Source organism: Synechococcus sp. MIT S9503 (assembly GCF_047304175.1).
Classification (GTDB): Bacteria; Cyanobacteriota; Cyanobacteriia; order PCC-6307; family Cyanobiaceae; genus Synechococcus_C.
Genome location: NZ_CP138955.1, coordinates 48,170 through 68,631, shown reverse-complemented (window position 1 = coordinate 68,631; position 20,462 = coordinate 48,170). Strand labels below are relative to the sequence as shown.

Genomic DNA, 20,462 nt, shown 5'->3' with positions numbered 1-20,462 from the left:
TAAGTCATTTGCTGCTGCTCATTGTCTTTTATAGTGTTTAGCCTCACTACGAAGGTATGTAATGACATACTCTTCTTCATATACGGGACATTTATTCCCAAATACATTGCAGTGCAGTTGATTAGAGTGATTTGACAAGGGTTTCTACAATGGATTTTTCAATTGATAAAACCCTTGAAAGCGTTTGTTTTGGCTGCGTTGACGGTAACCGCCAGTGCAGTGCTCACACCGGTACTTACAATGAAAGCTGACTCTCAAATTTGGGAAAATCGTCAGTACATAAGGTGCTCATGTGTTGGGGAAAGTATTAGGCATAATCTGGTTTCTTTTTCGAATGTCAAGGATAAAGTGTGCAACCCTAATACTTGGTATTGCGAGGAGAACCCAAGCCGTTGCAATATCTATTCTCCGATGCCATATAAAAAATATTGCTCAAGAACAAGTGATATTCCATGCTCATGACTGAGCGAAACCTCTTGCTTGTCTCTTCCAGCAGCAAGAACTAAAATGCAAGCAACACCAATCAGGAGATGCTTGATACTAAAGAAAAGAAGGTTTGGTTTCTTATACTAGGTTTCTGGGCTTCCTACATTGCCTTCATAGCTAGCTTCGGTTCGCCAGGCATTCCTCTACTAATCATACTTGGATTTACTTTTGTCTATGGAATAGCTGTCTATTCTCAACGAAACACCATCCCAAATTACATTCCTCCCGCTCGCAAAGAGGAAGAGAGAAATTGGAAAGATGAGTATATGGAACTGAAAGGCTGGGAAAACATGTCAGAACCTGAGAGAGAAATTACTTCCTCTGTAGCTCCACGACGAGGTATGAAATTAAAAGAAATCGCTATGAAGGAAGAACTTGAAAAGATGAAGAAGTTCGCTCGTATCAAGGAAGCCTACCGGAAGAAGAAGAACGGTCAAAAACTGGACGCCGAGGAGTATGAGCTATTACATGCCTATCTCAAAAGGCTTCTTGAACTTCGTGACCGTAAACGAAATAATTGAAATCATCAATATCTAATTAACCAGCAGAAACTAAGCGTGATGCTCCGTTTTCAGCAAAGACAGGTGACGCCGAAAGAAGCAGAGCCCCGAGAACTAATAGAGATTTCATAGACAGATGCGAGCTATCTGAACGGTAGGAAGAACAAACAATTTCGTCCGCTAGCAAAGTGGCGAATCCTCTTCAATAAGATAATAGTCAATTAAATATATATATAGACATCAATACGGCAGATAAGTCACCATCTAATTGAGCAAGACGAGGCAGCTGCTCTTCAGAAACTCCTAAGTCGTCTGCAAGGCGTCCCAGAGCGTCTCCAGAGACGATTGAAGTAAAACCATCCCTAACCCTATCCATTGCCCTATCCATATCACTAGGAAGGACTCTGATGCAGTCGTGGATGACTGTGAGCGGGTGTTGCCAATGAACTGGCAGATCTCCTGATCATTCAGCCCAATCCGATCCGCGGCATAGGCGAGAAGACAGCTGGTCAGCTAATTCTGTAAGTCTGTTGAGTGACTCTTGAGATCTTCAATGCAGTTGAGCACCTCACACATTGATGCTTGAAACCTTCTAATGGCAGCACACTCACCTAATGCTTCCCAATCAACGGATTGAGCAAGCACCATGAACTGCTCAACCATCTCAGCATTATTGATTTGATTACTCTCACCATCTGGTGTTAGGGGGCTCGGTTCAGAGCGTTGCTCAGTACTAGTCTTCAAAGCCTGGTATTGATGTATTTGCTGAACCTCCTTTGATTGTTCCTCTGGTGACTCCGGAAAGGTGGCAGCATCGCTACTTGCTATCTCCTGCTTCGGATATGAACGACGGATCTGCTCAAGCCTTCTGACAGAGATGCTTTGTTGACCAGCACTAAAGGTGAAATCTGGATATGAGACTTCTTCCTTAACCACTCCATAGCCTTGGGAACTCATTCTGCTGAGCTCATAAAGATGTGAAACTGAAAGAGTCTCAAACCATTTCAGCTCATCTTTCCCGGGGCATCGGCATGTCAGCCAGTCAGCAGTAGCAACCAACTTATGAGAATTATTTTTTGAAAAACCAAGTCTTTCTAGAGTCTGTTGAGCTTGCTTTCTTAACACCTTCGATTTGTAGCCATAACGATTGTCATCATCAAATCGATGGTTTTGATCTAAGTTTGCGGCTTCTTTAAAGACTGCAGATGCAAAAGCCAAACCTTGTCTTGAATATCCTTTTTGTAATTGTTGTGCATGAGTGTGAAACTCAATTAATTCATTGATCGTCTGTTCTGTTAGCTCTTCCCGTATTCGTACGAGACTATCGCTAAAACGATGGTCTGGTTTACCTGCTTTGTCGACAGGCAGCATTAGTGAGTAATTAAAATGATCCATAGATTTATCCACACGTGTGTTTTTTACAGAATTTGTTTTTCCCACCTACTGGTAGCTCATGGTCCTGGTAGATGGTGGTTTGTAGAAGTAGCTATCTAGCTATTCACTTAGATTCGGTTTGGGAAGTGTTGCCGTAGGCTCCGCCTGTAGCACTTACTCCGCAAACACGAACATCAAACAACCCTTTGTCGGTTGTCTTCACTTGAGTTCATGGTGGTGCCGCTGTGTTACGCGCGTCACGCTGACGGGATCGGATAACGGGTACTACTACAAGCTGCCTGAAGGCTTGTTCTCCCTGGCGTCCGATGGCGCGGATGACGACTTACTCCCGAAGGTATTCAGAGTCACCCATTTCTTTTACGTGGATTCCAAACCACGGGTGTTTAAGTCTTTTCCTTGACTCGGTTTCTCTCTGTATACACTGCCTATTGCTTCTTCTCTGTATACGGTGCCTATTGGTTCCCCCTGTATACACTGCCGACCGCTTTTCCCTGTAGAGACTGCAGATTGGTTCTCCCTGTATAAGGTGCCTATTGCTTTTCTCTGTATACGGTGCTTATTGATTTCCACCCTATGCAGACTGCGGACCGCTAGAGCCACCCTGACGTTCCTTGCAGAAGCCCAGGGCATCACATGGTGGATTTGATCATTTAGCTCTTACCAATTGCTTTATAGAAGCATGATGGCGCGTTTTAGTTCTTTCCAGGGCGTAGCGCCATACGCCATTGAAATTGAATTCGGTGTGTGGCCAAGCAAGGCCACGACAACTGCTTCATTCATATTATTTGCTCGCAATACTGTTGCTACACGATCCCTAAATCCTTTGGGTGTGACTCCAACTATTTTTTTGCAAGGCTTCGACAGATTGACTCCCCAGCGTTTATTTGACTCCTGATACTGACCTGGCCATAGAAGACCATTCTTCTTTCGCAACTCGATGACCAAAGACTGCAGTCTTGGATGAATTGGAATAGACCTCTCAGAGGACTCTGTTTTCAAAGGTCTGGACTCGTTGGGTCGAATGAGTATTCGATCTTCACACAAGTCTTCAGCTTGCAAGCCAGCGATCTCAGCGAGTCGTGCGCCTGTGAAATAAAGAAACTGAAAAATCTCAATCTGTTCACCTGAACCCTGCCACTTCGAAGGATCGGTGAGTGTGACTTCAGACTTTCTGGATTTGACGACCTTGATCCGTTTATTTAGTCCTTGAAAAATATGAGTGGAATCAGGGCGTAGCTCACACAGGACTGACCAGAGACCAGACAGAAAAGCGAGACGTGTTTTAACAGTTGACGGACTGAGTCGTTCGAGAAGCCAAGAGCGATAAGCCACAGCGTGTTGCGTTGTGGCAGCTGTTGGGTGAGTGACAGCAGCGTGTGCCAAGAAATCGTCTAAGGCACTCCTCCAACTCATTTCAGTCCTCGCGGCAGGTGCCTTCAGTGCCTTGGCCTGCTGGATCAGCTCTTCCTTCGACAGGTGGTCTCTTGGCTTCTCCTCACCCTTCAGGATCGCCCTGTATCTAGACGCCTGCTCACGAGTTAACGCCCCTTCCTCAACCTCGACATCACAGCCAGTCAGCAACGCCTCGACCACCTCTGGATCAGAGAGGTCAAACCGGTCAGGGACCGCATCAATCAGCTCGTCACCCGTCGATGACATCTCATTGCGCGCCTCCGCGATGAGGCGATCGGTCTTGGCAGCGAAGACAGGTGACAGGCGCTGGGCGACGCGATAAGTCGAACCCGCACTTTCCACCCAAATCGTTTTGCCTACGACTGGCTGAACGTCTTTAGGGACGCCACGCTGCAGCTGGTAGCCATTACGGGCTTTACGCACGTATGTCGGATGCTTCCGAAACGGCACCTTTAGTCACAGCTTTAGTCACACCCTAGCCAGCCAAAACCCAAATGGACACAAACAAGTTGCGATCACTGTGTCCTGCCCTGCAGAACAAGACCTACTTCAACTACGGCGGTCAGGGGCCGCTGCCAACACCCTCGCTGGAGGCCATCACCACCAGCTGGAAACGGATCCAGGAACTCGGCCCCTTCACCGCCGATGTCTGGCCTTACATCAGCGCCGAAGTGAACAAAACACGGAGCCGTCTGGCCCGGTTGTGCAATGTGCCGGCACATCAGCTCGCCCTCAGCGAGAACGTCACTTCAGGATGTGTGCTACCGCTCTGGGGTCTTCCTCTGGATCAAGGCGATCACATCCTGATCAGCGATTGTGAGCATCCAGGAGTGGTCGCGGCCTGCCAGGAACTGGCACGTCGCCAGCAGCTTGAGATTCACACCTTGCCGGTGAAGCAGTTCAGGCAGGGACGTGATGAGCAGGTGAAAACCGATGACGACGTGCTGGCGGTCCTCGCGCAGCGGCTCACCAACCGAACCCGTCTTGTGGTGCTGTCACATCTGCTGTGGAACACCGGCCAGCTGATGCCGATCGCGGCAGTGGCAGCTCAGCTGCAGGCGCATCCTGCCCAGCCATACCTGCTCGTGGATGCGGCGCAGAGCGTTGGTCAGATCCCCGTTTCCGAAGCAGCCAGAGCTGCGGATATCTATGCCTTCACCGGGCACAAATGGGCCTGTGGTCCGGAAGGACTTGGCGGAGTGGCTGTTTCCGAGCGTGTTCTCAACGACTCCCAGCCCACCTTGATCGGCTGGCGCAGCCTTCAGGACGAGACGCGCGCGGTGGCTGACGATCCCGACCCCTTCCATCACGACAGCCGTCGTTTCGAGGTGGCCACAAGCTGCGTCCCGCTGATGTCAGGTCTGCGCCGTTCCCTGGATCTGCTGGATCAGGAGGGATCGGAAAACGACAGGATCAACAGCATTCGTGCGCTGAGCGAACAGCTCTGGAGGGAGCTGAGTTCGATTCCAGGGGTCTCGACCCTGCTTGAAGGCCCCCCGCCGGCTGGACTGGTGAGCTTTCGGTTGAACGTTGAGACGACACCAGCCACACCATCCGATGTGGTGAAAGCTCTGGGCGCGCAACAGATCTGGATCCGGGATCTGGCCGATCCAGTCTGTCTGCGTGCCTGCACCCATGTCTGCACCAGTCGCAACGACATCGAGCAGCTCACCCAACAGATCCGGCGGTTGTCAGCAGAGGATCACTGCGACTGACGAATTGCTAGTTCCAGCGACGCAAAGCTTTCTCCGCTTCTTCGCGATCGTCGAAATGCAGTTTTTCAGTGCCGACGATCTGGTAGTCCTCATGGCCCTTGCCAGCGATCAGCACGAGATCTCCGGGCTGGGCCAGAGCGATCGCCTGCGCAATCGCAATCGCTCGATCACCCTCCACCAGGTGGTCAATGCCTGAGGGAACACCCGCAACCACATCGTCGAGAATTCGCTGTGGATCCTCCGTCCGTGGGTTGTCGGAGGTGATCACAACGCGATCAGCGAGCTCCGCCGCGATCGAGGCCATCTGAGGTCGCTTGCCCCGGTCGCGATCACCACCGCAACCGAACACACAGACCAGCCTTCCGTTCACAAAGGGGCGGCTGGCCTCGAGGGCGCTGCGCAGCCCGTCAGGCGTGTGGGCGTAATCCACAAGAACTGAAGGTCGCAGCTCGGCTGATGGCGAGGAAGCAAACACCCGTTCCATGCGTCCAGGCACACCCCGAAAGCTGGGAAGGGCCTGCAACAGCAGCGGCAGTGGCAGCCCCTGCTGAAGCAGTGAGCCGACGGCCTGGATCACGTTCATCAGGTTGAAGCGACCAACAAGGGGCGACCGAAAGCGTCCCTCCCCACGGGGTGTGAGCAACAGGCCTTGAACACCGCCGGAACTCATCTCAAGATCGCGCATGCTGAGATCGGCCTTGTTGTCAAGACTGCAGCTCCAGCAGCGATCACCGAGACGATCCGCCAGACGACGCCCCCAGCTGTCATCAACATTCACCACGGCCCGGGGCCCTTCTCCAACCAGAAAGGGATCGGCAAAGAGGCGTGCCTTTGCTTCGAAGTACTCCTCCATCGACGCGTGGTAGTCGAGATGGTCCTGCGTGAGGTTGGTGAACACGGCTGAGGAGAAGCGACAGCCCGCAACCCGTTGCTGATCGAGCGCATGGGAACTGACCTCCATGGCAGCCACCTGCGTGCCCCGGTTCAGCGCCTCCGCCAGCTGGGCCTGCAGCCGATCCGCAACCGCCGTGGTGTGAGTGGAGGTCACACTCTGACCAGGCCAGCGATTGACCAGAGTTCCGAACAGCGCTGCAGGACGACCACACTCCAAGCTGAGATGTTCGATCAGATGGGTGGTGGTGGTCTTGCCGTTGGTACCGGTCACACCGATCAGATGCATGCGCGATGACGGTTGCTGCCAGAACGCCGCGGCCAGTTCACCGGCCCAGTGGGACATCGGCGCTGGGATCACCAGCACAGGAGTCTGGTCGGTGGGGGGATGCGATCGCGCTGCATCAGCACCGATCAGAGCCGCCACTGCCCCGGCTTTCAGAGCCTCGGGCCAGAAGCATCCACCATCCACCCGCTCTCCGGGAAGACCGATGAACAGGCAACCCTGGCCAACGCTGCGGGAGTCACAGGTGATGGAGGTCACAGCGGGGTTGGGCAGTCCTTCCGGAACCGGAAGCAGCACCGCCTTCAGCAGGGCATGGAGTGTCTGCGTCATCACCGCCACCCAGGGATGAGGCCGTTTTAGTCCGATCCGGCGACAGTGGTGCAGAGCCGTTGCAACCAAATGAACAGTCCCTCACCGCTCAGCCGGGGAGAGACGCGAGGCAGAGGCTTGCCGTGCAGCATCAGAACAGGCACTTCAAGGTCGTAACGAGAGCGCAGCTCAGGCTCAACCCCCTCTGCATCGATATCAATCACCTTCAGGGTCAGTGGTGGTTGAAGGCGACTGAGCTCGAGATCCTGAAGACGCTGCTCCAATCCTTCACAAAGGCAGCATCCCTGCCTGCTGAGCAGAGTCAGCGGCTGGAACTCAATCGGGGACGGGGTCACAGCCGCAGGGGGTGAAGGGATGGCATCGACAGATCCGGCGCAGGGTAAGCCAGCCTCCGCGCCATGGTCCATGGCGCTGGATCGCCTCCACGCCGTAGGCACTGCAGGTGGGGATGAAGCGACAACGGGGTCCAATCAGGGGAGACACCCAGCTGCGATAAAAAGCGATCAAACCGATCATCAGCTGGGCGATTGCACTGCTTAAACGCTCTCCAGCGATCTGAAGCAAGCCGACAGATAGGATGCGTGGTTCGCGCATGCAGCAACGCGGAGCTGACCTTGAGTCCAGCATGGCGTTTCCTCGGCGCGAATGGTCCAACATCTTCCTCCCCTATGTCTCGTTACCGCGGCCCTCGACTGAGGATCACGCGGCGCTTGGGAGACCTCCCTGGTCTCACCCGGAAGGCCGCAAAGCGGTCCTATCCACCAGGTCAGCACGGCCAAGCCCGTCGCAAGCGCTCTGAATATGCGATCCGTCTTGAAGAGAAGCAGAAGCTTCGCTTCAACTACGGCGTCTCCGAACGCCAGCTCGTGCGCTACGTGAAGAAAGCGCGCGCCCAGGACGGTTCCACTGGAACCAACCTGCTCAAGCTTCTCGAGAACCGTCTCGACAACGTCTGCTTCCGCCTCGGATTCGGCCCCACAGTGCCTGGCGCTCGCCAGCTGGTGAATCATGGTCACGTGACCGTGAACGGTCGTGTCACCGACATCGCCAGTTATCAGTGCAAGGCCGGTGATGTGATTGCCGTGCGAGAACGCAAGGGCAGCAAGAAACTGGCTGAGGGCAACCTGGAATTTCCTGGCCTTGCCAACGTGCCTCCCCACCTTGAACTCGACAAGGCCAAGCTCAGCGCCAAGGTGATCAGCAAGTGCGAACGCGAATGGGTCGCACTGGAAATCAATGAACTGCTGGTGGTGGAGTACTACTCCCGCAAAGTTTAAGTTCTATTGGTCGAGAGGGATCTGGAGCGATTTCAGACCCTCACTCAAACTTTACTCAAACTCTTGCTAGCGTTTTCTCAACGGCCAGCAGGAGTTTTTTTGTGCCTGCTATCGCGCAGAAAGCCAAGGCGCTCAGTGGCAAAGGCGTGGTCTTGTCGTACGTCGACAAGCCAGACAATTTCTATTGGCGCGAGCAGGTCCCCGGCACCAAGCGCTACTTACACAGGCTGCTCCCTAACGCCAGCACCATCGAAGAAGCCTTAGAGGAGTGCATTGAGGCTTATACGGCGCTCAGGCAAGAGCAAGCAGCACCTGAACTGATTGAATCGCTTGGACATTCACAGGTCCCGCAAGACAGCTCAAGGAGGGACGCAAGGACATCGAACAGTGGCAGATACAAGAACAGACCAGTAGAGGCTTGCGTCAGGGAGTTCATTGATGTTGAGCAACGGCGCGTCGAAGCCGATCTACTCAAACCACGCACGCTGCGGAACAAGAGTCAGGCACTGCTCAAGCAGATGCTTCCTTACTTGGCAGAGCAAAGAGTAACGCCAGGAAGTCGGAGCTGATTGCTGCCGCTGAACGAGTTTGGCCGGATCAATTAATAAAAAGCTTGCACAATCAATTAACCTTTAACAACCACATTGTTGTTTCCGAATTGTTTTTTTAGCTCCAAATTCTGCATCCCATCATCGACGCAATCTTGCCATTTATATCGATCAATAATCGCAACTCCAGCAGGATTGTCTCCACTCGCAGGGGCCTTAAACCCTAGCTGGTTAGTCTGGAAAACCGTAGTATCTAGCCTCTCAAGGATTTGAAGGGCGGTATCAGAAGAATCATCAAGCGATCTTAGATAATTGCCTACAGTTTTATTTTCCGCCGTCTTATCCAAAAGAGTGCTTGCGAGAATTGCAGTTTTATAGTCAGCACCGAGTTGATCTGCTAAACACACTCCTGCAAGCTTAATTGCAACCGCTTTATCAATGTCGATTGCATCATGAATTCTTACGTTCCGATTAGAAGGCGATCTAAATAATGCCTTTATTGTATGCGTTTTTGCAACCTTCTTTTTATCGTTTGTCTTGCTTGGTCCGCCAAATCGGTACACAATATCAGCAGATACTTTTGTCTCAAAGGCTTCGTCGTAGGAGATGTTGAAGCCAGCGATTAGGCCATTTGTGATTTCATATCCCAGCCGACCAAGAACACCTGATCCATCAGCTTCTGATCCATCACCATCCTGGTAGTAGTAACCAACCGATGCAGTGAAGGCCGGTGTGATGTTGTAGCCCGCATCAATGCCGTAAGTTGCCAGTGAACCTGCTTGATATAGCCAGTTGATTTGTTGAACCTTCTCACCTGTTGGAATCAAGCCGTAGGCATTGAAGTCCCAATCATTGGAAACTGCTTCCAGATTGACCGCTGCTTGCTGGAAGAAGACTGTTTTTTCACTACCAAATAAGGACACACCTGAATCAGCAGCACCCGTTGCTATTGGTCTGGTGTCGTAGCCGGCATTAAGGCCAAACATCCAGCTGCGGTCTCCATTCAGCCAGCGATAACCAACACGAGTTGAAGTGCTGATGGTCGCTCCATCCACATCGGTATTGATGATGCTGCTTTCTCCTGCTCGATCAGCAAAGTTGACGTTGGCAAGGACATCAACGAACCAAACGCTGTTGTCGCCAACAGAGAGAGGCAGGAAGCCGCCGATACCTGCCTGGTTCGGTGTACCTGCGCCTTGCAGTGCGCCCTGGAAGCCAAAGGTGGGCTTCACCACATCCTTGAGGCTGATGCTCATCACCCCGAGATCATCTGCGCTGCCTTCCTCTTGAGCAATGGCAGGCAGAGAAGCAATGGAGATGGCAGAAGCCAACAGCCCTAGGGAGAGACGACGCAGCATGGAGCGTTGATTAGATGAGGAAAGAATGCCTTGCTTGCGCTGGTGATGCCCGTTGTAATAGTCAGTTTCAGCTTTGCTGCTGTTTAGTAACCAATGAAAACCCGCTCGTTGCGGGGCTAGGTATTAATTAGTGCCAGGCATTGAAGGGCATTTAGACGTGATTAGGTATTGATTAAGGAAATGAAAAACTCCTGCAGGCATAATGCCTTTACTAGGCTATCTTAATTACTAGTAATAGTATCATGGGCATCCTTCTTTTTGCTCCACATCTGTCCCATCTGGTTGGAATCCAGGATTAGCAATACATGTTGTTATCTTTCCATTTCTTTCTAGCTTTATACCTTTTGTTTCGTATTGCAGTAAACCCGTGCATGCACCCCGCCCAATCATCGTAGATAAATAGTATGAACAGTCGTGAACTCTGACATCCCGGTTGTTCGGTGATGATGTCAATGCATTGATTATAGGTAGTTGTTGAACTTCTTTGCGCTGTGCTGTTGTGCTTGCACCACCAAAGCGCACTTTAAGGTCTGCTGAAACTCTTGTCTCAAATGCTTCGTCATAAGAAATATTCACACCAGCTGTTAAGCCACTACTGATGTCGTAGGCAACTCTTCCGAGCACACCAGAACTATCAGCTTCTGTTCCATCGCCATCCTGGTAGTAATAACCAACAGAAGCATTCACGACTGGGGTGATGAAGTAACCAACATCAAGTCCGTAAGTCGCCAGTGAGCCCGCTGAGTAGAACCAATTAATCTTTTGCTCTTTATCACCAACTGGAAGTAAGGCATAAGCATTGAAGTTCCAGTCATTGGAGACGGCTTCCGCATTGACGGCGACCTGCTGGAAGAACGCACTCTCCTCTGTGCCGCTCACATTGATGCCTGTATCGGTCGCCCCGGTATTCATCGGGCGGCTGTCATAACCAGCATTCAGTCCGAACATCCAGGAGCGGTCTCCATTCAGCCAGCGGTAACCAACACGCGTTGAGGTACTGATGGTGGTGCCAGCCAAATCAGTGTTGATGATGCTGCTGTAGCCCTCACGATCAGCGAAGTTGGCGTTGGCGAGTGCATCAAGGAACCAGACGCTGTTGTCACCAACAGAGAGAGGCAGGAACCCGCCAATGCCTGCTTGGTTCGGTGTGCCTGCACCCTGCAGTGCGCCCTGGAAGCCGAAGGTAGGCTTCACCACATCCTTGAGGCTGATGCTCATCACATCACCGAGATCCTCTGCGCTGCCGTCCTGTGCCTTCAAAGGCAGTGGGGCGATGGCAACAGCAGAAGCCAGCAATCCAATGGAGAGGTGGCGGAGCATTGGACAGGCGTCAGTCCGCACATGATGCCGGGCTTTTCTTGGGTGTGCTCCAAGCGCAATGCTTGTCAATGCAATCTGTATTTCGGACACAGTTTCGTTTGCTTTTGTTCAAAAGTGTTCCTATGGCTTGTTGACCATCCATGAAGTGTTCATTTCACGAGTCGCGGAGTGATTCAGGACTCATTTCTGTCTGAGTTGATACAAATACGCAAACTATTTTTCCAACATTTTTTGACTCGAATAATCTTAAGAGTTAATATGGGAAGAGCATTCAAATGTTCTTGATTCCATGAACCCTTCCTGGAGATCAAAGCAGGGATTTTTACGCCCTGGTGAGTCAAGCATTGATTCAATACAGACTTTGATGGGTGATTTCCTTCGTGATAGGGATTCTCCTCATTTGCTAGAAAGTTTTAATGATCTTATATCGGATAGCCACATTTCTGGTGGCTGGGGAGAACAAGCTCCCTTCGAGAAGGTTGTAAGGACAAATGATGATCTTCAAGTGTTACTTGAGAATGATCACCTTTTAAGACATACTCTATGTATCATTGAGCCTGCTGATCACGTTGGATTAAATAGTTGCGGTGAATCCGTGCGTGCGTCACTAAATATTGCTTACTTGGCGCAGTCTATTGCGGACTGTGATTCAATTTTAATTCCATTGTGGGACATTGATGATATCGATAAATCACTCCTTCTTCGGGTTTTGAGCCGATCGCTGGCGATCATTATTGAGGGTGGCCACCCTACGGTTAGAGATTCTTCGACTTTTAAGGATTTGAAATGGAGTCTTGTTGAATTACAGTGTCTTTGTGAGGAGTTGATACTCTCAAGGCAAAGTAGAACTCCTCCAGTAGTATTTATATGCTTGGGGCATCAGCTTGCGGCTCAAGCGCACGTTAGATTAATTCAGAAGGCAACAGCGGAAATTCAAAAGACTTATCTGGATATATTTAAAGAAGAAACCTATCTTGCTAAAAGCTTGATTGATACTTGCAATGATATATGCAAGCTTGGAGAAGCCCTTGCTATCATAAAAGATGAAAATAATGTAATCGCACGTGGTTGGCGTGATCCTCAATTTGCTGTTGGCATAAACGAGATTCCAGAAGCTGGTCATTGTGAGTTAATGCATTATGGGAATGCAAGAACGCATGCACGTGAGGAACTGTCTGAATTGTTGATTACTCATGCGGTTTCAAGCGAAGAATACGATGGCATTATTGAAAACTCTATAAGCTATGAGAAGAACCTCAACATAGTGATGTTTCACACTGATGAGGTTAATGAAGAGGCGATGTTGTTTGCCAATTGGGCTTACAGAAAGCTGCGCAACAGCCTTGTGCCCTCGCGGAAAATCATTTCAGTATCACCGCTCGCTTGGCTTCTCAAGCTTCCAAGTTCTATCGAAATTCTGTGTTCTACAACAGTACAAGGCAAACTATGTACTGAGACTGCGGCAACGTGTATCAGTTACCTTGATTTCGAAACCAAAAATGTAAGGAGATCATTTTCTTGTCAATTTCATCCGGAACTTCTTGATGACCTCAGAGAATTTAGTAAAAGTGGTTTACCTGAATACTCCGCCTTGAAGCAAGATGATGGCGTGCGATTACTCGTCCGAATTTTATATGAGGCAATTAAAGAGTAGCTGCCAAAGTCAAAAAGGTTTCAGGCAAATTTTTTGAAGTCGCTAGATTAGCATTAGCTTGCGTAATCTGGTCAACTTAAGAATGGAATAGGAGAAGTGTTTGTAGGAAGGTAGACCCTGTAAAGTACTGGTTTGAGTTGTTCAAAATAATGATTTGTTTGTCCGCGCATGATGCCGGGCTTTGCTTGGGTGCGCCCGCAACCGCAATGCTGGTCAATGTGATCCACACTCCTTGTCAATGCCAGGGAGCCAGAGCTGATTACTGCCACTGAACAAGTGTTGGCCGGAGTTGCCAGTTGATTGCAGTCTTGATTGCTTATTTAGCCCTTGCTATTATGGTTCAATTTCAGAAAACAATTCATCATTCGTTTCACCGCAATGCCTTCTCTCTCCCAACCTGTCATCTCTGTCCCTGCAGATCAAATATCTCCTGTCAGCTTCTAATGATTTGATCTGTTTTTCTAATGCTTCATACTCTTCTGGAGAGCATGTGACAAGAAAAGGGGTTTTTACGCAGTCGTGCACCCTAACGTCCCTATTGCTTGGTTTTGATGTCAAGGCATTAATTACAGGTTGTTGTTGAACTTCATTGCGCTGTGCTGTTGTAGATGCACCACCAAAGCGAACTTTTAAATCGGCTGAAACTCTTGTCTCGAATGCCTCGTCATAGGAGATATTCACACCAGCCGTTAAGCCACTGCTGATCTCATAAGCCAAGCGTCCGAGCACACCAGAGCCATCAGCAGCTCCTAAATCACCATGTTGGTAGTAGTAACCAACAGAAGCATTCAGTTCAGGTGTAATGAAATAGCCAATATCAAGTCCATAGGTGTCCAGTGCTCCACCTTGGTAATACCTGTTCAGCTTCTGCTCGGTATCTCCAATAGGAATCAAGGCATAGGCATTGAAGTTCCAGTCAATGGAAACAGCTTCTGCATTGACAGCAATCTGCTGGAAGAAAGCACTCTTCTCTGTGCCGCTGACATTGATGCCGGTGTCGGTTCCCCCTGAATTCATCGGGCGACTGTCATAACCAGCATTCAGCCCATACATCCAGCTGCGGTCGCTGTTCAACCAGCGATAACCAACACGCGTTGAGGTACTGACGGTGGTGCCAGCGACATCGGTGTTGATGATGCTGCTGTCTCCTTCGCGGTCAGCGAAGTTGGCGTTGATCAGAGCATCAACGAACCACACGCTGTTGTCGCCAACAGAAAGAGGCAAGAACCCGCCAATACCTGCTTGGTTCGGTGTACCAGCACCCTGCAATGCGCCCTGGAAGCCAAAGGTTGACTTGACCACATCCTTGAGGCTGATGCTCATCACATCACCCAGATCCTCTGCACTGCCGTCCTGTGCTTTCAAAGGCAGCGGGGCAATGGCAACAGCAGAAGCCAGGAGTCCGATGGAGAGACGGCGGAGCATGGATCAGGCATTAGTCCGCGCATGATGCCGGGCTTTGGTTGGTTTCGCCCGCAACCGCAATGCTGATCAATATGAGTGGCACTACGGCACCAACGCCAGGGAGTCGGAGTTGATTGCTGCCGCAGAACGAGTATTGGCCGGAGTTGCTAGCTGATTGCAGGCTTCATTGCTAATTAAGCCTTGACTATCTCTGCTCAACTGCGCTCAATCGCGCAGGCGTTGGAGGCTAACTTAAGAACTTTCGGGGTAATTTGAGCAATAAACATAATCAAGGGTTTAGTGATTGATTGTATCATTAACTCATGACAGAGAAGATATCTAAGGTGACTTGAGATCTATATCTATTATTGGTGTGCCACATCCGTCTTTTAACGCAACTTTTGACGCAAATAGCGCCAATGTGGTAAAAGGGTGTTGGCTCAGTAATTTGAGCAAGCCTTCACACCCATCCTCGTTAAATTTAATATTGTCGTGCACCCTTGCATCGCGATTGCTTGGTGTAGCTATTAAGGCATTGATTACAGGTTGTTGTTGAACTTCTTTGCGCTGTGCTGTTGTATTCGCACCACCAAAGCGAACTGTTAGATCAGCTGAAACTCTGGTCTCAAATGCCTCGTCGTAGGAGATGTTCACTCCTGCTGTTAAGCCACTGCTGATGTCGTAGGCAACTCTTCCAAGCACACCAGAACTGTCAGCTTCTGTTCCATCGCCATCCTGGTAGTAGTAACCAACAGAGGCATTCAGCTCAGGCGTGATGAAGTAGCCAACATCAAGCCCATAGGTGCTTAGTGCACCGCCTTGGTAATACCAGTTCAGTGGTTGCTCAGTGTCGCCAATCGGAACTAAGGCATAGGCATTGAAGTTCCAGTCATTGGAGACGGCTTCCGCATTGACGGCGACCTGCTGGAAGAACGCACTCTCCTCTGTGCCGCTCACATTGATGCCTGTATCGGTCGCCCCGGTATTCATCGGGCGGCTGTCATAACCAGCATTCAGTCCGAACATCCAGGAGCGGTCTCCATTCAGCCAGCGGTAACCAACACGCGTTGAGGTACTGATGGTGGTGCCAGCCAAATCAGTGTTGATGATGCTGCTGTAGCCCTCACGATCAGCGAAGTTGGCGTTGGCGAGTGCATCAAGGAACCAGACGCTGTTGTCACCAACAGAGAGAGGCAGGAACCCGCCAATGCCTGCTTGGTTCGGTGTGCCTGCACCCTGCAGTGCGCCCTGGAAGCCGAAGGTAGGCTTCACCACATCCTTGAGGCTGATGCTCATCACATCACCGAGATCCTCTGCGCTGCCGTCCTGTGCCTTCAAAGGCAGTGGGGCGATGGCAACAGCAGAAGCCAGGAGTCCGATGGAGAGACGGCGGAGCATGGATCAGGCGTCAGTCCGCACATGATGCAGAACTTTGGTTGGTTTCGCCCGCAACCGCAATGCTGATCAATATGAGTGGCACTACGGCACCAACGCCAGGGAGTCGGAGTTGATTGCTGCCGCAGAACGAGTACTGGCCGGAGTTGCTAATTGATTGCAGTTTTGATTACTGATTAGGCCCTGATTATCTCTGCTCAACAGCTTAAAATCGTGCCAATGTGTAGACAATATTTTCGTTAAACTGTTGCTAATGAAAGAGTTGAAAGTCTGCTTTCATCTGATCAAATATAGAAAAGATAATGCGATGGTGACCAACGATTTTATTCACGTTGTCAATTGTTGACTTCCGAGAGTATTAAGTCGGCAATTGACACATAAATATTGCTTGTCTATTGTTTTAGGAATATATTGTGATGGATCAACAAATACGTTCGCATGCCTTCGAGGTTCACAATGGCCAACGACTCGGCTGGTGATCATATCGCACGCTTTGACTACTCGGCCGTTTGGTTTCTTGTTTTTGGAGCAATTGCAGGTTCATTTGGAGGCATATTCGTAAAGATAGCAGAGGAATCATTAAGCCCTGAGGCGACGATATTTAATCGATTTTTTATCGCTTCTCTCATTCTTATAACCATAAGAATGCCGCGTTTTATAGCAAGCATCAAGGACGATGCGTTTAAAATATTTAACTCAAAGGCTCAAGATATTAAGACCATTCTCTTGTTCCTCCTGTGTGGATTGTCTGGATCATTGATGCATTATGCTTATTGCCTATCTGTTGCAAAGGCGGGTATTGCTATTTCTGATTTGTTGCTTAGCATGTCACCCATTGTGACAGCTTTTTTTGCCTTATACTTTTTAAAAGAAAAACTTAATTCCCTTTTTGGAATTGGCCTTGCCATAGCAATTGGCGGAGCTATTGGTATAGCGCTAGGAGAGGTCAATCGCGCGCCTTCGGCAGCACTTGGTGAAACGCTCGCACTGAGCTCAGCATTCTTCTTGGGGGGTTATTTGCTATTAATTCAAAGGCTGAGAGAGAGGTTTAGTGCAATCGACATTTTGACAGTTGTGTCTATAATTATTTCCGGATTTATGTTGATAAGTACGTCCATTTCCGGTCACCAGTTGTTTCCGGAGACACTTAAGGGCTGGATTTCTGTGGTGATGCTGGCAGTCATATGCCAAATTCTTGGAGAGGGGCTAATAATAATTGCATTAGAAAAATTATCGGCGAAGCTAACATCAGTCCTGCTGCTTCTTGATCCAGTATTTGCAGCGATTCTGGCATTAATAATATTCTCAGAAGCTCTTACAATATCGAGCTGGCTTGGCCTTTTCGTTTGCGTGATTGGGATTTCCTTGTGCACTCTGAGTCAATCTAAATCGTGAAATGTGTGTTTTAATAAGTCAATTCTCTTGATCTGTGACCTTCGCCATCTCCGGAATTAATCGCATTCGCATCACCCGGAAGGGTGAACATGTCGGCTTCAGGCTCCCCCGATTAGGTATTCAGCGCGTCCAGGGGCATTGGCTGGCGTACCTCCAATAAATCTCTCCATGGCTGCTGGCGACCATCGCCTGTTGCACGTTCATCCCGTCGACAAAGAGCTCACCCACAGCCCGGCCATAACGGTTGCTGGTGATCCGGCGAAGGCCGACAGTCCTTCCTTCGACTATCCCGCGAAGGTGATCACCGGCAGCTCTGGCCCTTTCTGGCTCAGCCCGCTTCCCTCTCAGTTCTGGAGTATCTACTCAAGCCAGCCTGATCCGCTCACAGTCAGTTGTCCGGCAGGTGCCGCCGTCGTAGCAGCTACGTATGGTGACAGTCTCCAGACCTGCAGCAGGCTCCGCCAGAGCAAGCACCAACAGCAGCACAGCTGAGCTGACCGCAGCGGATCGAAGTTTCATCTCTTCTGCCCCCTCGTCTGAGCTTGGGCACGCCGTCCTCACTATTGGAGGTTTTGCCAGTAATGGCAATGCGCGATTCGACTGATGGCAAATGCCCCACCGCGGATGGAAAGTAATGCCATCGAGATCGGAGGAGCTGATGACAGCCAACACTCCACCAGCGCAGATCAAAGAAGCAGACTGACTTCTGGCCCCTGCTCCAACAGTCTCAAAAATGACCTGGTTTGGTCCTTTGGTAGGCATTCCTTGTGCGCCACGCCAATCGCCGCTCCGTTTGCACCGCCCTAGGTGCCCTAGGAGAAAACAACCCGACACCTAGAGCAAATGGCCCCAGGGCGCCTCTAGCCAGAAGCTTCGACCCCTTCATTTCTCGACAAGCGATGGGTTGAACAATGCACAAACGAGCGAGCTAGGCCGTCTTTCCATCCGGAAGGGCGGCCTTCCTTTTGGCTTCCAGCCAGGCACAAGCACTTGCCAAGCTGCAAGAGCCAAGGCTGTGCCGGCTCACGCTCTCGTCTGTCGCGAACAGTCCTTGTTTTGCTTTGGCTTCAGCAAAGAAGGAGCTTGACTCAAACCCTACTCAAACCATCAAAACTGGTTCAAAAAGCAGTGCAGCACTAAAAGCTGGGACTACTCCCGCAAGGTCTGAGGCCAGCCACAGTTGTTCCAGCATTGTTCGCTGGACCTGCCCCGCACGACTCAGCCGATGCGGGGTTTTTGATGTCGGCCCTCAGGTTGTTAGAGAAAGCCGATCACGAGGAGCTTCAGTTGGCCTCCGCCAGGATTTTCCAGGAAATATCTTCCATCAGAACAGACGGCTGCCCCTCAAGAGCTGCCTCCAGATCAGCCGGCTCAGAGAGATCAACCAGAATCACTCCATCCCTGCAGAGAAACTGCATGTCCGACTGATCACAGCTGACCACTCGATAGGCAGCACAATGCTCCTGCGACCAGAGCGTTGCTTTGGCTCTGGCTTCCAACAGGTTGAGGTTGTCGGCAAGACCCACCCAGCCCTGATCTGAAAGCCGTTGAATACAAAACACGGTTGCACCCTGTGACGTTCGCACTGTGAGTCAGCAATCAATCCGAGGCCAATAAGCAATAGACGAGCTTTGGGATCACGCATCATTCGTCAACTTTCAGCGCAGAACCTTGCGCCTGAGCTTTCAGCTGGCACGATCTTGATCATTCGGGCGGTGAGGCTGGAGTTATCTGGCCTTTTTTTTCGCAGAGTTCGCGATTCAAGGGCTTGATTCGCCACGATTTCGGCATTTGTTGGAACAACGATGCTTCGCCTCTCCACCACTCTCTGCGCCCTGCTGCTGATCACAGCTCCGGCTTTTGCCGGATCAGGCGGTTGCCAGCGCAGTCAGAACTCCGCTGATGCCGAGACCACGGAACAAAAGCGGAATCCCGAAGTTCAGTCTTAAGAGTCAAGGCTGAAATCGGCTGACCTGAGATCTCAAGTCATGAAGAGCGCCATGCCGATGGCTATTTCATTGCGATCATCAGGGAACGCAGGTGGCAGGGGTCGGAGCAATCCGGCCCCTTTTGTTTTGGATAGCGATCGCTTCCAGGTCAGCTGCAGACCAGATGCTCAATCAAGAGATTGCAACGGGCCAATGCAAAACTGCCAGCGTCTTTTCATTCATCATTGATGCTCAGATTCAGTGACCAAAAACTCACCATCAGTGCAGGCAAAACACTGCAAAAGCCACCGATGACAGGTAAAATCGGATACAGCCATATTGAGTGTTGATAAGCAGAGATATCAGTGACGCTCCAGCAATAAAACCGAAGCTATTTTCAGGAAATATGTTCGAAATTCAATGTTGAATTGGATTCTGTCGATACTTTCAGGAAAACAGCCCATACCCGACGAGAAGATGTTGATGGTTCTTGGGTCAGTGCCTAGAGAAGGGAGATCCGAAGCCCCGGAATGAACATCCCATTCTTTTTCCTTCTGACTGTCTCGCTGGGCAATCTTGAAATCAGCACAGTCAGTGCAGTCGTTCTGATCTTTGTCTCGCTGTTGTTTCTGGTCAGCTTCGCTGTGGTTTCTCTCAAAAATGACAGCAAAGGCATGATGGAGTGGATGTTCGAGAATAAATCCAACGAACAGCCTTGAAATACTGTCAGAAGAATCATCAACCCCTGATATCAACAATCAGCAGCAAGAAAAGAGAGGAAAATCAATACGACCATTAATATTTCAGCCGCATAGCGGCTGGCACAAGGCTTTTGACCACAGTCATCTCGACTGTTCAGGGAAAAGTTCAGCCAGCGCCTTTGCGGCTCAGCGAATCAGATTCGCCTTGAAAAAACCAAGCCCAAGCCCGAAGCCCTTGGGTTTGTCTTCAAGGAACGTGATCGCCAACTCAAAATCCATCAATCCTGCCTGCTCAACAAGTTCCCGAGATAACTGCCCCTGCCCCTGCTCCAGATAACGGGCGTGAATCTCTTGCTTGTTCTCGCTCAGAAACGTGACGATTTCACGGAGTACATGATCTCGCCACTCGTCCTTATGGCTCTGCGGCACAGGGATGTCAGCCAAAGATCGCAGTCGGGGTGTCATG

The 20,462-nt window shown here is 50.4% G+C and carries 20 protein-coding genes; 7 read left to right on the top strand and 13 right to left on the bottom strand.

The window, feature by feature from the left end; translation table 11 throughout:
- Positions 1-530 precede the first annotated feature (530 nt).
- On the top strand, positions 531-1,007 hold the full coding sequence (locus tag SIB56_RS00345; protein ID WP_413324582.1) for a hypothetical protein: 477 nt from the start codon (positions 531-533) through the stop codon (positions 1,005-1,007).
- Between the two features lie 492 nt (positions 1,008-1,499).
- On the opposite strand, the gene SIB56_RS00340 is transcribed toward SIB56_RS00345, so the two are convergent.
- The gene (locus SIB56_RS00340; RefSeq protein ID WP_413324581.1) at positions 1,500-2,426 is read right to left on the bottom strand and encodes a hypothetical protein; all 927 of its coding nucleotides are present in this window, start codon (positions 2,424-2,426) and stop codon (positions 1,500-1,502) included.
- A 624-nt stretch (positions 2,427-3,050) separates the two neighbouring features.
- On the bottom strand, positions 3,051-4,217 hold the full coding sequence (locus SIB56_RS00335; protein ID WP_413324580.1) for a hypothetical protein: 1,167 nt from the start codon (positions 4,215-4,217) through the stop codon (positions 3,051-3,053).
- Between the two features lie 71 nt (positions 4,218-4,288).
- On the opposite strand from SIB56_RS00335, the gene SIB56_RS00330 reads away from it, so the two are divergent.
- Complete coding sequence (locus tag SIB56_RS00330) at positions 4,289-5,509, top strand: aminotransferase class V-fold PLP-dependent enzyme (protein WP_413324579.1); 1,221 nt, start codon at positions 4,289-4,291, stop codon at positions 5,507-5,509.
- Positions 5,510-5,516: 7 nt separating this feature from the next.
- Here SIB56_RS00330 and SIB56_RS00325 read toward each other — a convergent pair whose 3' ends face one another.
- Genes SIB56_RS00325 through yidD form a run of 3 tightly spaced genes read right to left on the bottom strand, consistent with a single transcriptional unit; the run spans position 5,517 to position 7,610 of the window.
- Positions 5,517-7,016: a UDP-N-acetylmuramoyl-L-alanyl-D-glutamate--2,6-diaminopimelate ligase gene (locus SIB56_RS00325; protein ID WP_413324578.1), complete on the bottom strand. Its 1,500-nt coding sequence runs from the start codon at positions 7,014-7,016 to the stop codon at positions 5,517-5,519.
- A gap of 26 nt (positions 7,017-7,042) precedes the next feature.
- A complete protein-coding gene (locus tag SIB56_RS00320) occupies positions 7,043-7,351 on the bottom strand; it encodes a glutaredoxin family protein (RefSeq protein WP_413324577.1) in 309 nt (102 codons plus the stop codon).
- Positions 7,332-7,610, bottom strand: coding sequence for a membrane protein insertion efficiency factor YidD (gene yidD / locus SIB56_RS00315; protein WP_413326989.1), 279 nt, complete (start codon positions 7,608-7,610; stop codon positions 7,332-7,334). Before yidD ends, SIB56_RS00320 begins: the two co-directional genes overlap by 20 nt.
- Positions 7,611-7,684: 74 nt before the next feature.
- Here yidD and rpsD point away from each other — a divergent pair, with 74 nt between their 5' ends.
- Both rpsD and SIB56_RS00305 read left to right on the top strand, forming a co-directional pair.
- Complete coding sequence (gene rpsD, locus SIB56_RS00310) at positions 7,685-8,293, top strand: 30S ribosomal protein S4 (protein WP_413324576.1); 609 nt, start codon at positions 7,685-7,687, stop codon at positions 8,291-8,293.
- Positions 8,294-8,394: 101 nt separating this feature from the next.
- Positions 8,395-8,862 carry a hypothetical protein gene (locus tag SIB56_RS00305; RefSeq protein ID WP_413324574.1) on the top strand — a complete coding sequence of 156 codons (468 nt, stop codon included), beginning with the start codon at positions 8,395-8,397 and terminating at the stop codon, positions 8,860-8,862.
- A 56-nt stretch (positions 8,863-8,918) separates the two neighbouring features.
- Here SIB56_RS00305 and SIB56_RS00300 read toward each other — a convergent pair whose 3' ends face one another.
- Together SIB56_RS00300 and SIB56_RS00295 are read right to left on the bottom strand one after the other, a co-directional pair.
- A complete protein-coding gene (locus SIB56_RS00300) occupies positions 8,919-10,199 on the bottom strand; it encodes a carbamoyl-phosphate synthase (protein ID WP_413324573.1) in 1,281 nt (426 codons plus the stop codon).
- Between the two features lie 240 nt (positions 10,200-10,439).
- A complete protein-coding gene (locus tag SIB56_RS00295; protein ID WP_413324572.1) occupies positions 10,440-11,519 on the bottom strand; it encodes a carbamoyl-phosphate synthase in 1,080 nt (359 codons plus the stop codon).
- A gap of 289 nt (positions 11,520-11,808) precedes the next feature.
- Here SIB56_RS00295 and SIB56_RS00290 point away from each other — a divergent pair, with 289 nt between their 5' ends.
- The gene (locus tag SIB56_RS00290) at positions 11,809-13,173 is read left to right on the top strand and encodes a hypothetical protein (RefSeq protein WP_413324571.1); all 1,365 of its coding nucleotides are present in this window, start codon (positions 11,809-11,811) and stop codon (positions 13,171-13,173) included.
- A 333-nt stretch (positions 13,174-13,506) separates the two neighbouring features.
- On the opposite strand, the gene SIB56_RS00285 is transcribed toward SIB56_RS00290, so the two are convergent.
- Positions 13,507-14,598, bottom strand: a complete 1,092-nt coding sequence (locus SIB56_RS00285; RefSeq protein ID WP_413324570.1) for a carbamoyl-phosphate synthase — start codon at positions 14,596-14,598, stop codon at positions 13,507-13,509.
- Positions 14,599-14,916: 318 nt separating this feature from the next.
- Positions 14,917-15,975, bottom strand: coding sequence for a carbamoyl-phosphate synthase (locus tag SIB56_RS00280; protein ID WP_413324569.1), 1,059 nt, complete (start codon positions 15,973-15,975; stop codon positions 14,917-14,919).
- A gap of 453 nt (positions 15,976-16,428) precedes the next feature.
- Between SIB56_RS00280 and SIB56_RS00275 the strand changes: the two genes are divergently transcribed.
- Positions 16,429-17,367 carry a DMT family transporter gene (locus SIB56_RS00275; protein WP_413324568.1) on the top strand — a complete coding sequence of 313 codons (939 nt, stop codon included), beginning with the start codon at positions 16,429-16,431 and terminating at the stop codon, positions 17,365-17,367.
- Between the two features lie 120 nt (positions 17,368-17,487).
- Here SIB56_RS00275 and SIB56_RS00270 read toward each other — a convergent pair whose 3' ends face one another.
- Positions 17,488-17,715, bottom strand: a complete 228-nt coding sequence (locus SIB56_RS00270; protein ID WP_413326986.1) for a thermonuclease family protein — start codon at positions 17,713-17,715, stop codon at positions 17,488-17,490.
- 935 nt (positions 17,716-18,650) lie between these two features.
- Positions 18,651-18,953, bottom strand: a complete 303-nt coding sequence (locus tag SIB56_RS00265) for a hypothetical protein (protein WP_413324567.1) — start codon at positions 18,951-18,953, stop codon at positions 18,651-18,653.
- Positions 18,954-19,172: 219 nt separating this feature from the next.
- Between SIB56_RS00265 and SIB56_RS00260 the strand changes: the two genes are divergently transcribed.
- A complete protein-coding gene (locus SIB56_RS00260) occupies positions 19,173-19,316 on the top strand; it encodes a hypothetical protein (RefSeq protein WP_413324566.1) in 144 nt (47 codons plus the stop codon).
- Positions 19,317-19,657: 341 nt separating this feature from the next.
- Here the strand turns inward: SIB56_RS00260 and SIB56_RS00255 are convergent, their stop codons facing one another.
- Positions 19,658-20,050 (bottom strand): hypothetical protein, encoded by a 393-nt coding sequence (locus tag SIB56_RS00255; RefSeq protein WP_413324565.1) that lies wholly within the window; start codon positions 20,048-20,050, stop codon positions 19,658-19,660.
- Positions 20,051-20,182: 132 nt separating this feature from the next.
- Positions 20,183-20,461 (bottom strand): hypothetical protein, encoded by a 279-nt coding sequence (locus SIB56_RS00250; protein WP_413324564.1) that lies wholly within the window; start codon positions 20,459-20,461, stop codon positions 20,183-20,185.
- Between the last annotated feature and the right edge of the window lies 1 nt (position 20,462).

What these genes read in the sequence shown, in the direction of transcription:
- SIB56_RS00280 (WP_413324569.1), bottom strand. Translation starts at nt 15,975, where the DNA reads ATGCTCCGCCGTCTCTCCATCGGACTCCTGGCTTCTGCTGTTGCCATC.
- SIB56_RS00260 (WP_413324566.1), top strand. Translation starts at nt 19,173, where the DNA reads ATGCTTCGCCTCTCCACCACTCTCTGCGCCCTGCTGCTGATCACAGCT.
- yidD (WP_413326989.1), bottom strand. Translation starts at nt 7,610, where the DNA reads ATGCGCGAACCACGCATCCTATCTGTCGGCTTGCTTCAGATCGCTGGA.
- rpsD (WP_413324576.1), top strand. Translation starts at nt 7,685, where the DNA reads ATGTCTCGTTACCGCGGCCCTCGACTGAGGATCACGCGGCGCTTGGGA.
- SIB56_RS00325 (WP_413324578.1), bottom strand. Translation starts at nt 7,016, where the DNA reads ATGACGCAGACACTCCATGCCCTGCTGAAGGCGGTGCTGCTTCCGGTT.
- SIB56_RS00300 (WP_413324573.1), bottom strand. Translation starts at nt 10,199, where the DNA reads ATGCTGCGTCGTCTCTCCCTAGGGCTGTTGGCTTCTGCCATCTCCATT.
- SIB56_RS00290 (WP_413324571.1), top strand. Translation starts at nt 11,809, where the DNA reads ATGAACCCTTCCTGGAGATCAAAGCAGGGATTTTTACGCCCTGGTGAG.
- SIB56_RS00295 (WP_413324572.1), bottom strand. Translation starts at nt 11,519, where the DNA reads ATGCTCCGCCACCTCTCCATTGGATTGCTGGCTTCTGCTGTTGCCATC.
- SIB56_RS00330 (WP_413324579.1), top strand. Translation starts at nt 4,289, where the DNA reads ATGGACACAAACAAGTTGCGATCACTGTGTCCTGCCCTGCAGAACAAG.
- SIB56_RS00250 (WP_413324564.1), bottom strand. Translation starts at nt 20,461, where the DNA reads ATGACACCCCGACTGCGATCTTTGGCTGACATCCCTGTGCCGCAGAGC.
- SIB56_RS00285 (WP_413324570.1), bottom strand. Translation starts at nt 14,598, where the DNA reads ATGCTCCGCCGTCTCTCCATCGGACTCCTGGCTTCTGCTGTTGCCATT.
- SIB56_RS00275 (WP_413324568.1), top strand. Translation starts at nt 16,429, where the DNA reads ATGGCCAACGACTCGGCTGGTGATCATATCGCACGCTTTGACTACTCG.
- SIB56_RS00345 (WP_413324582.1), top strand. Translation starts at nt 531, where the DNA reads ATGCTTGATACTAAAGAAAAGAAGGTTTGGTTTCTTATACTAGGTTTC.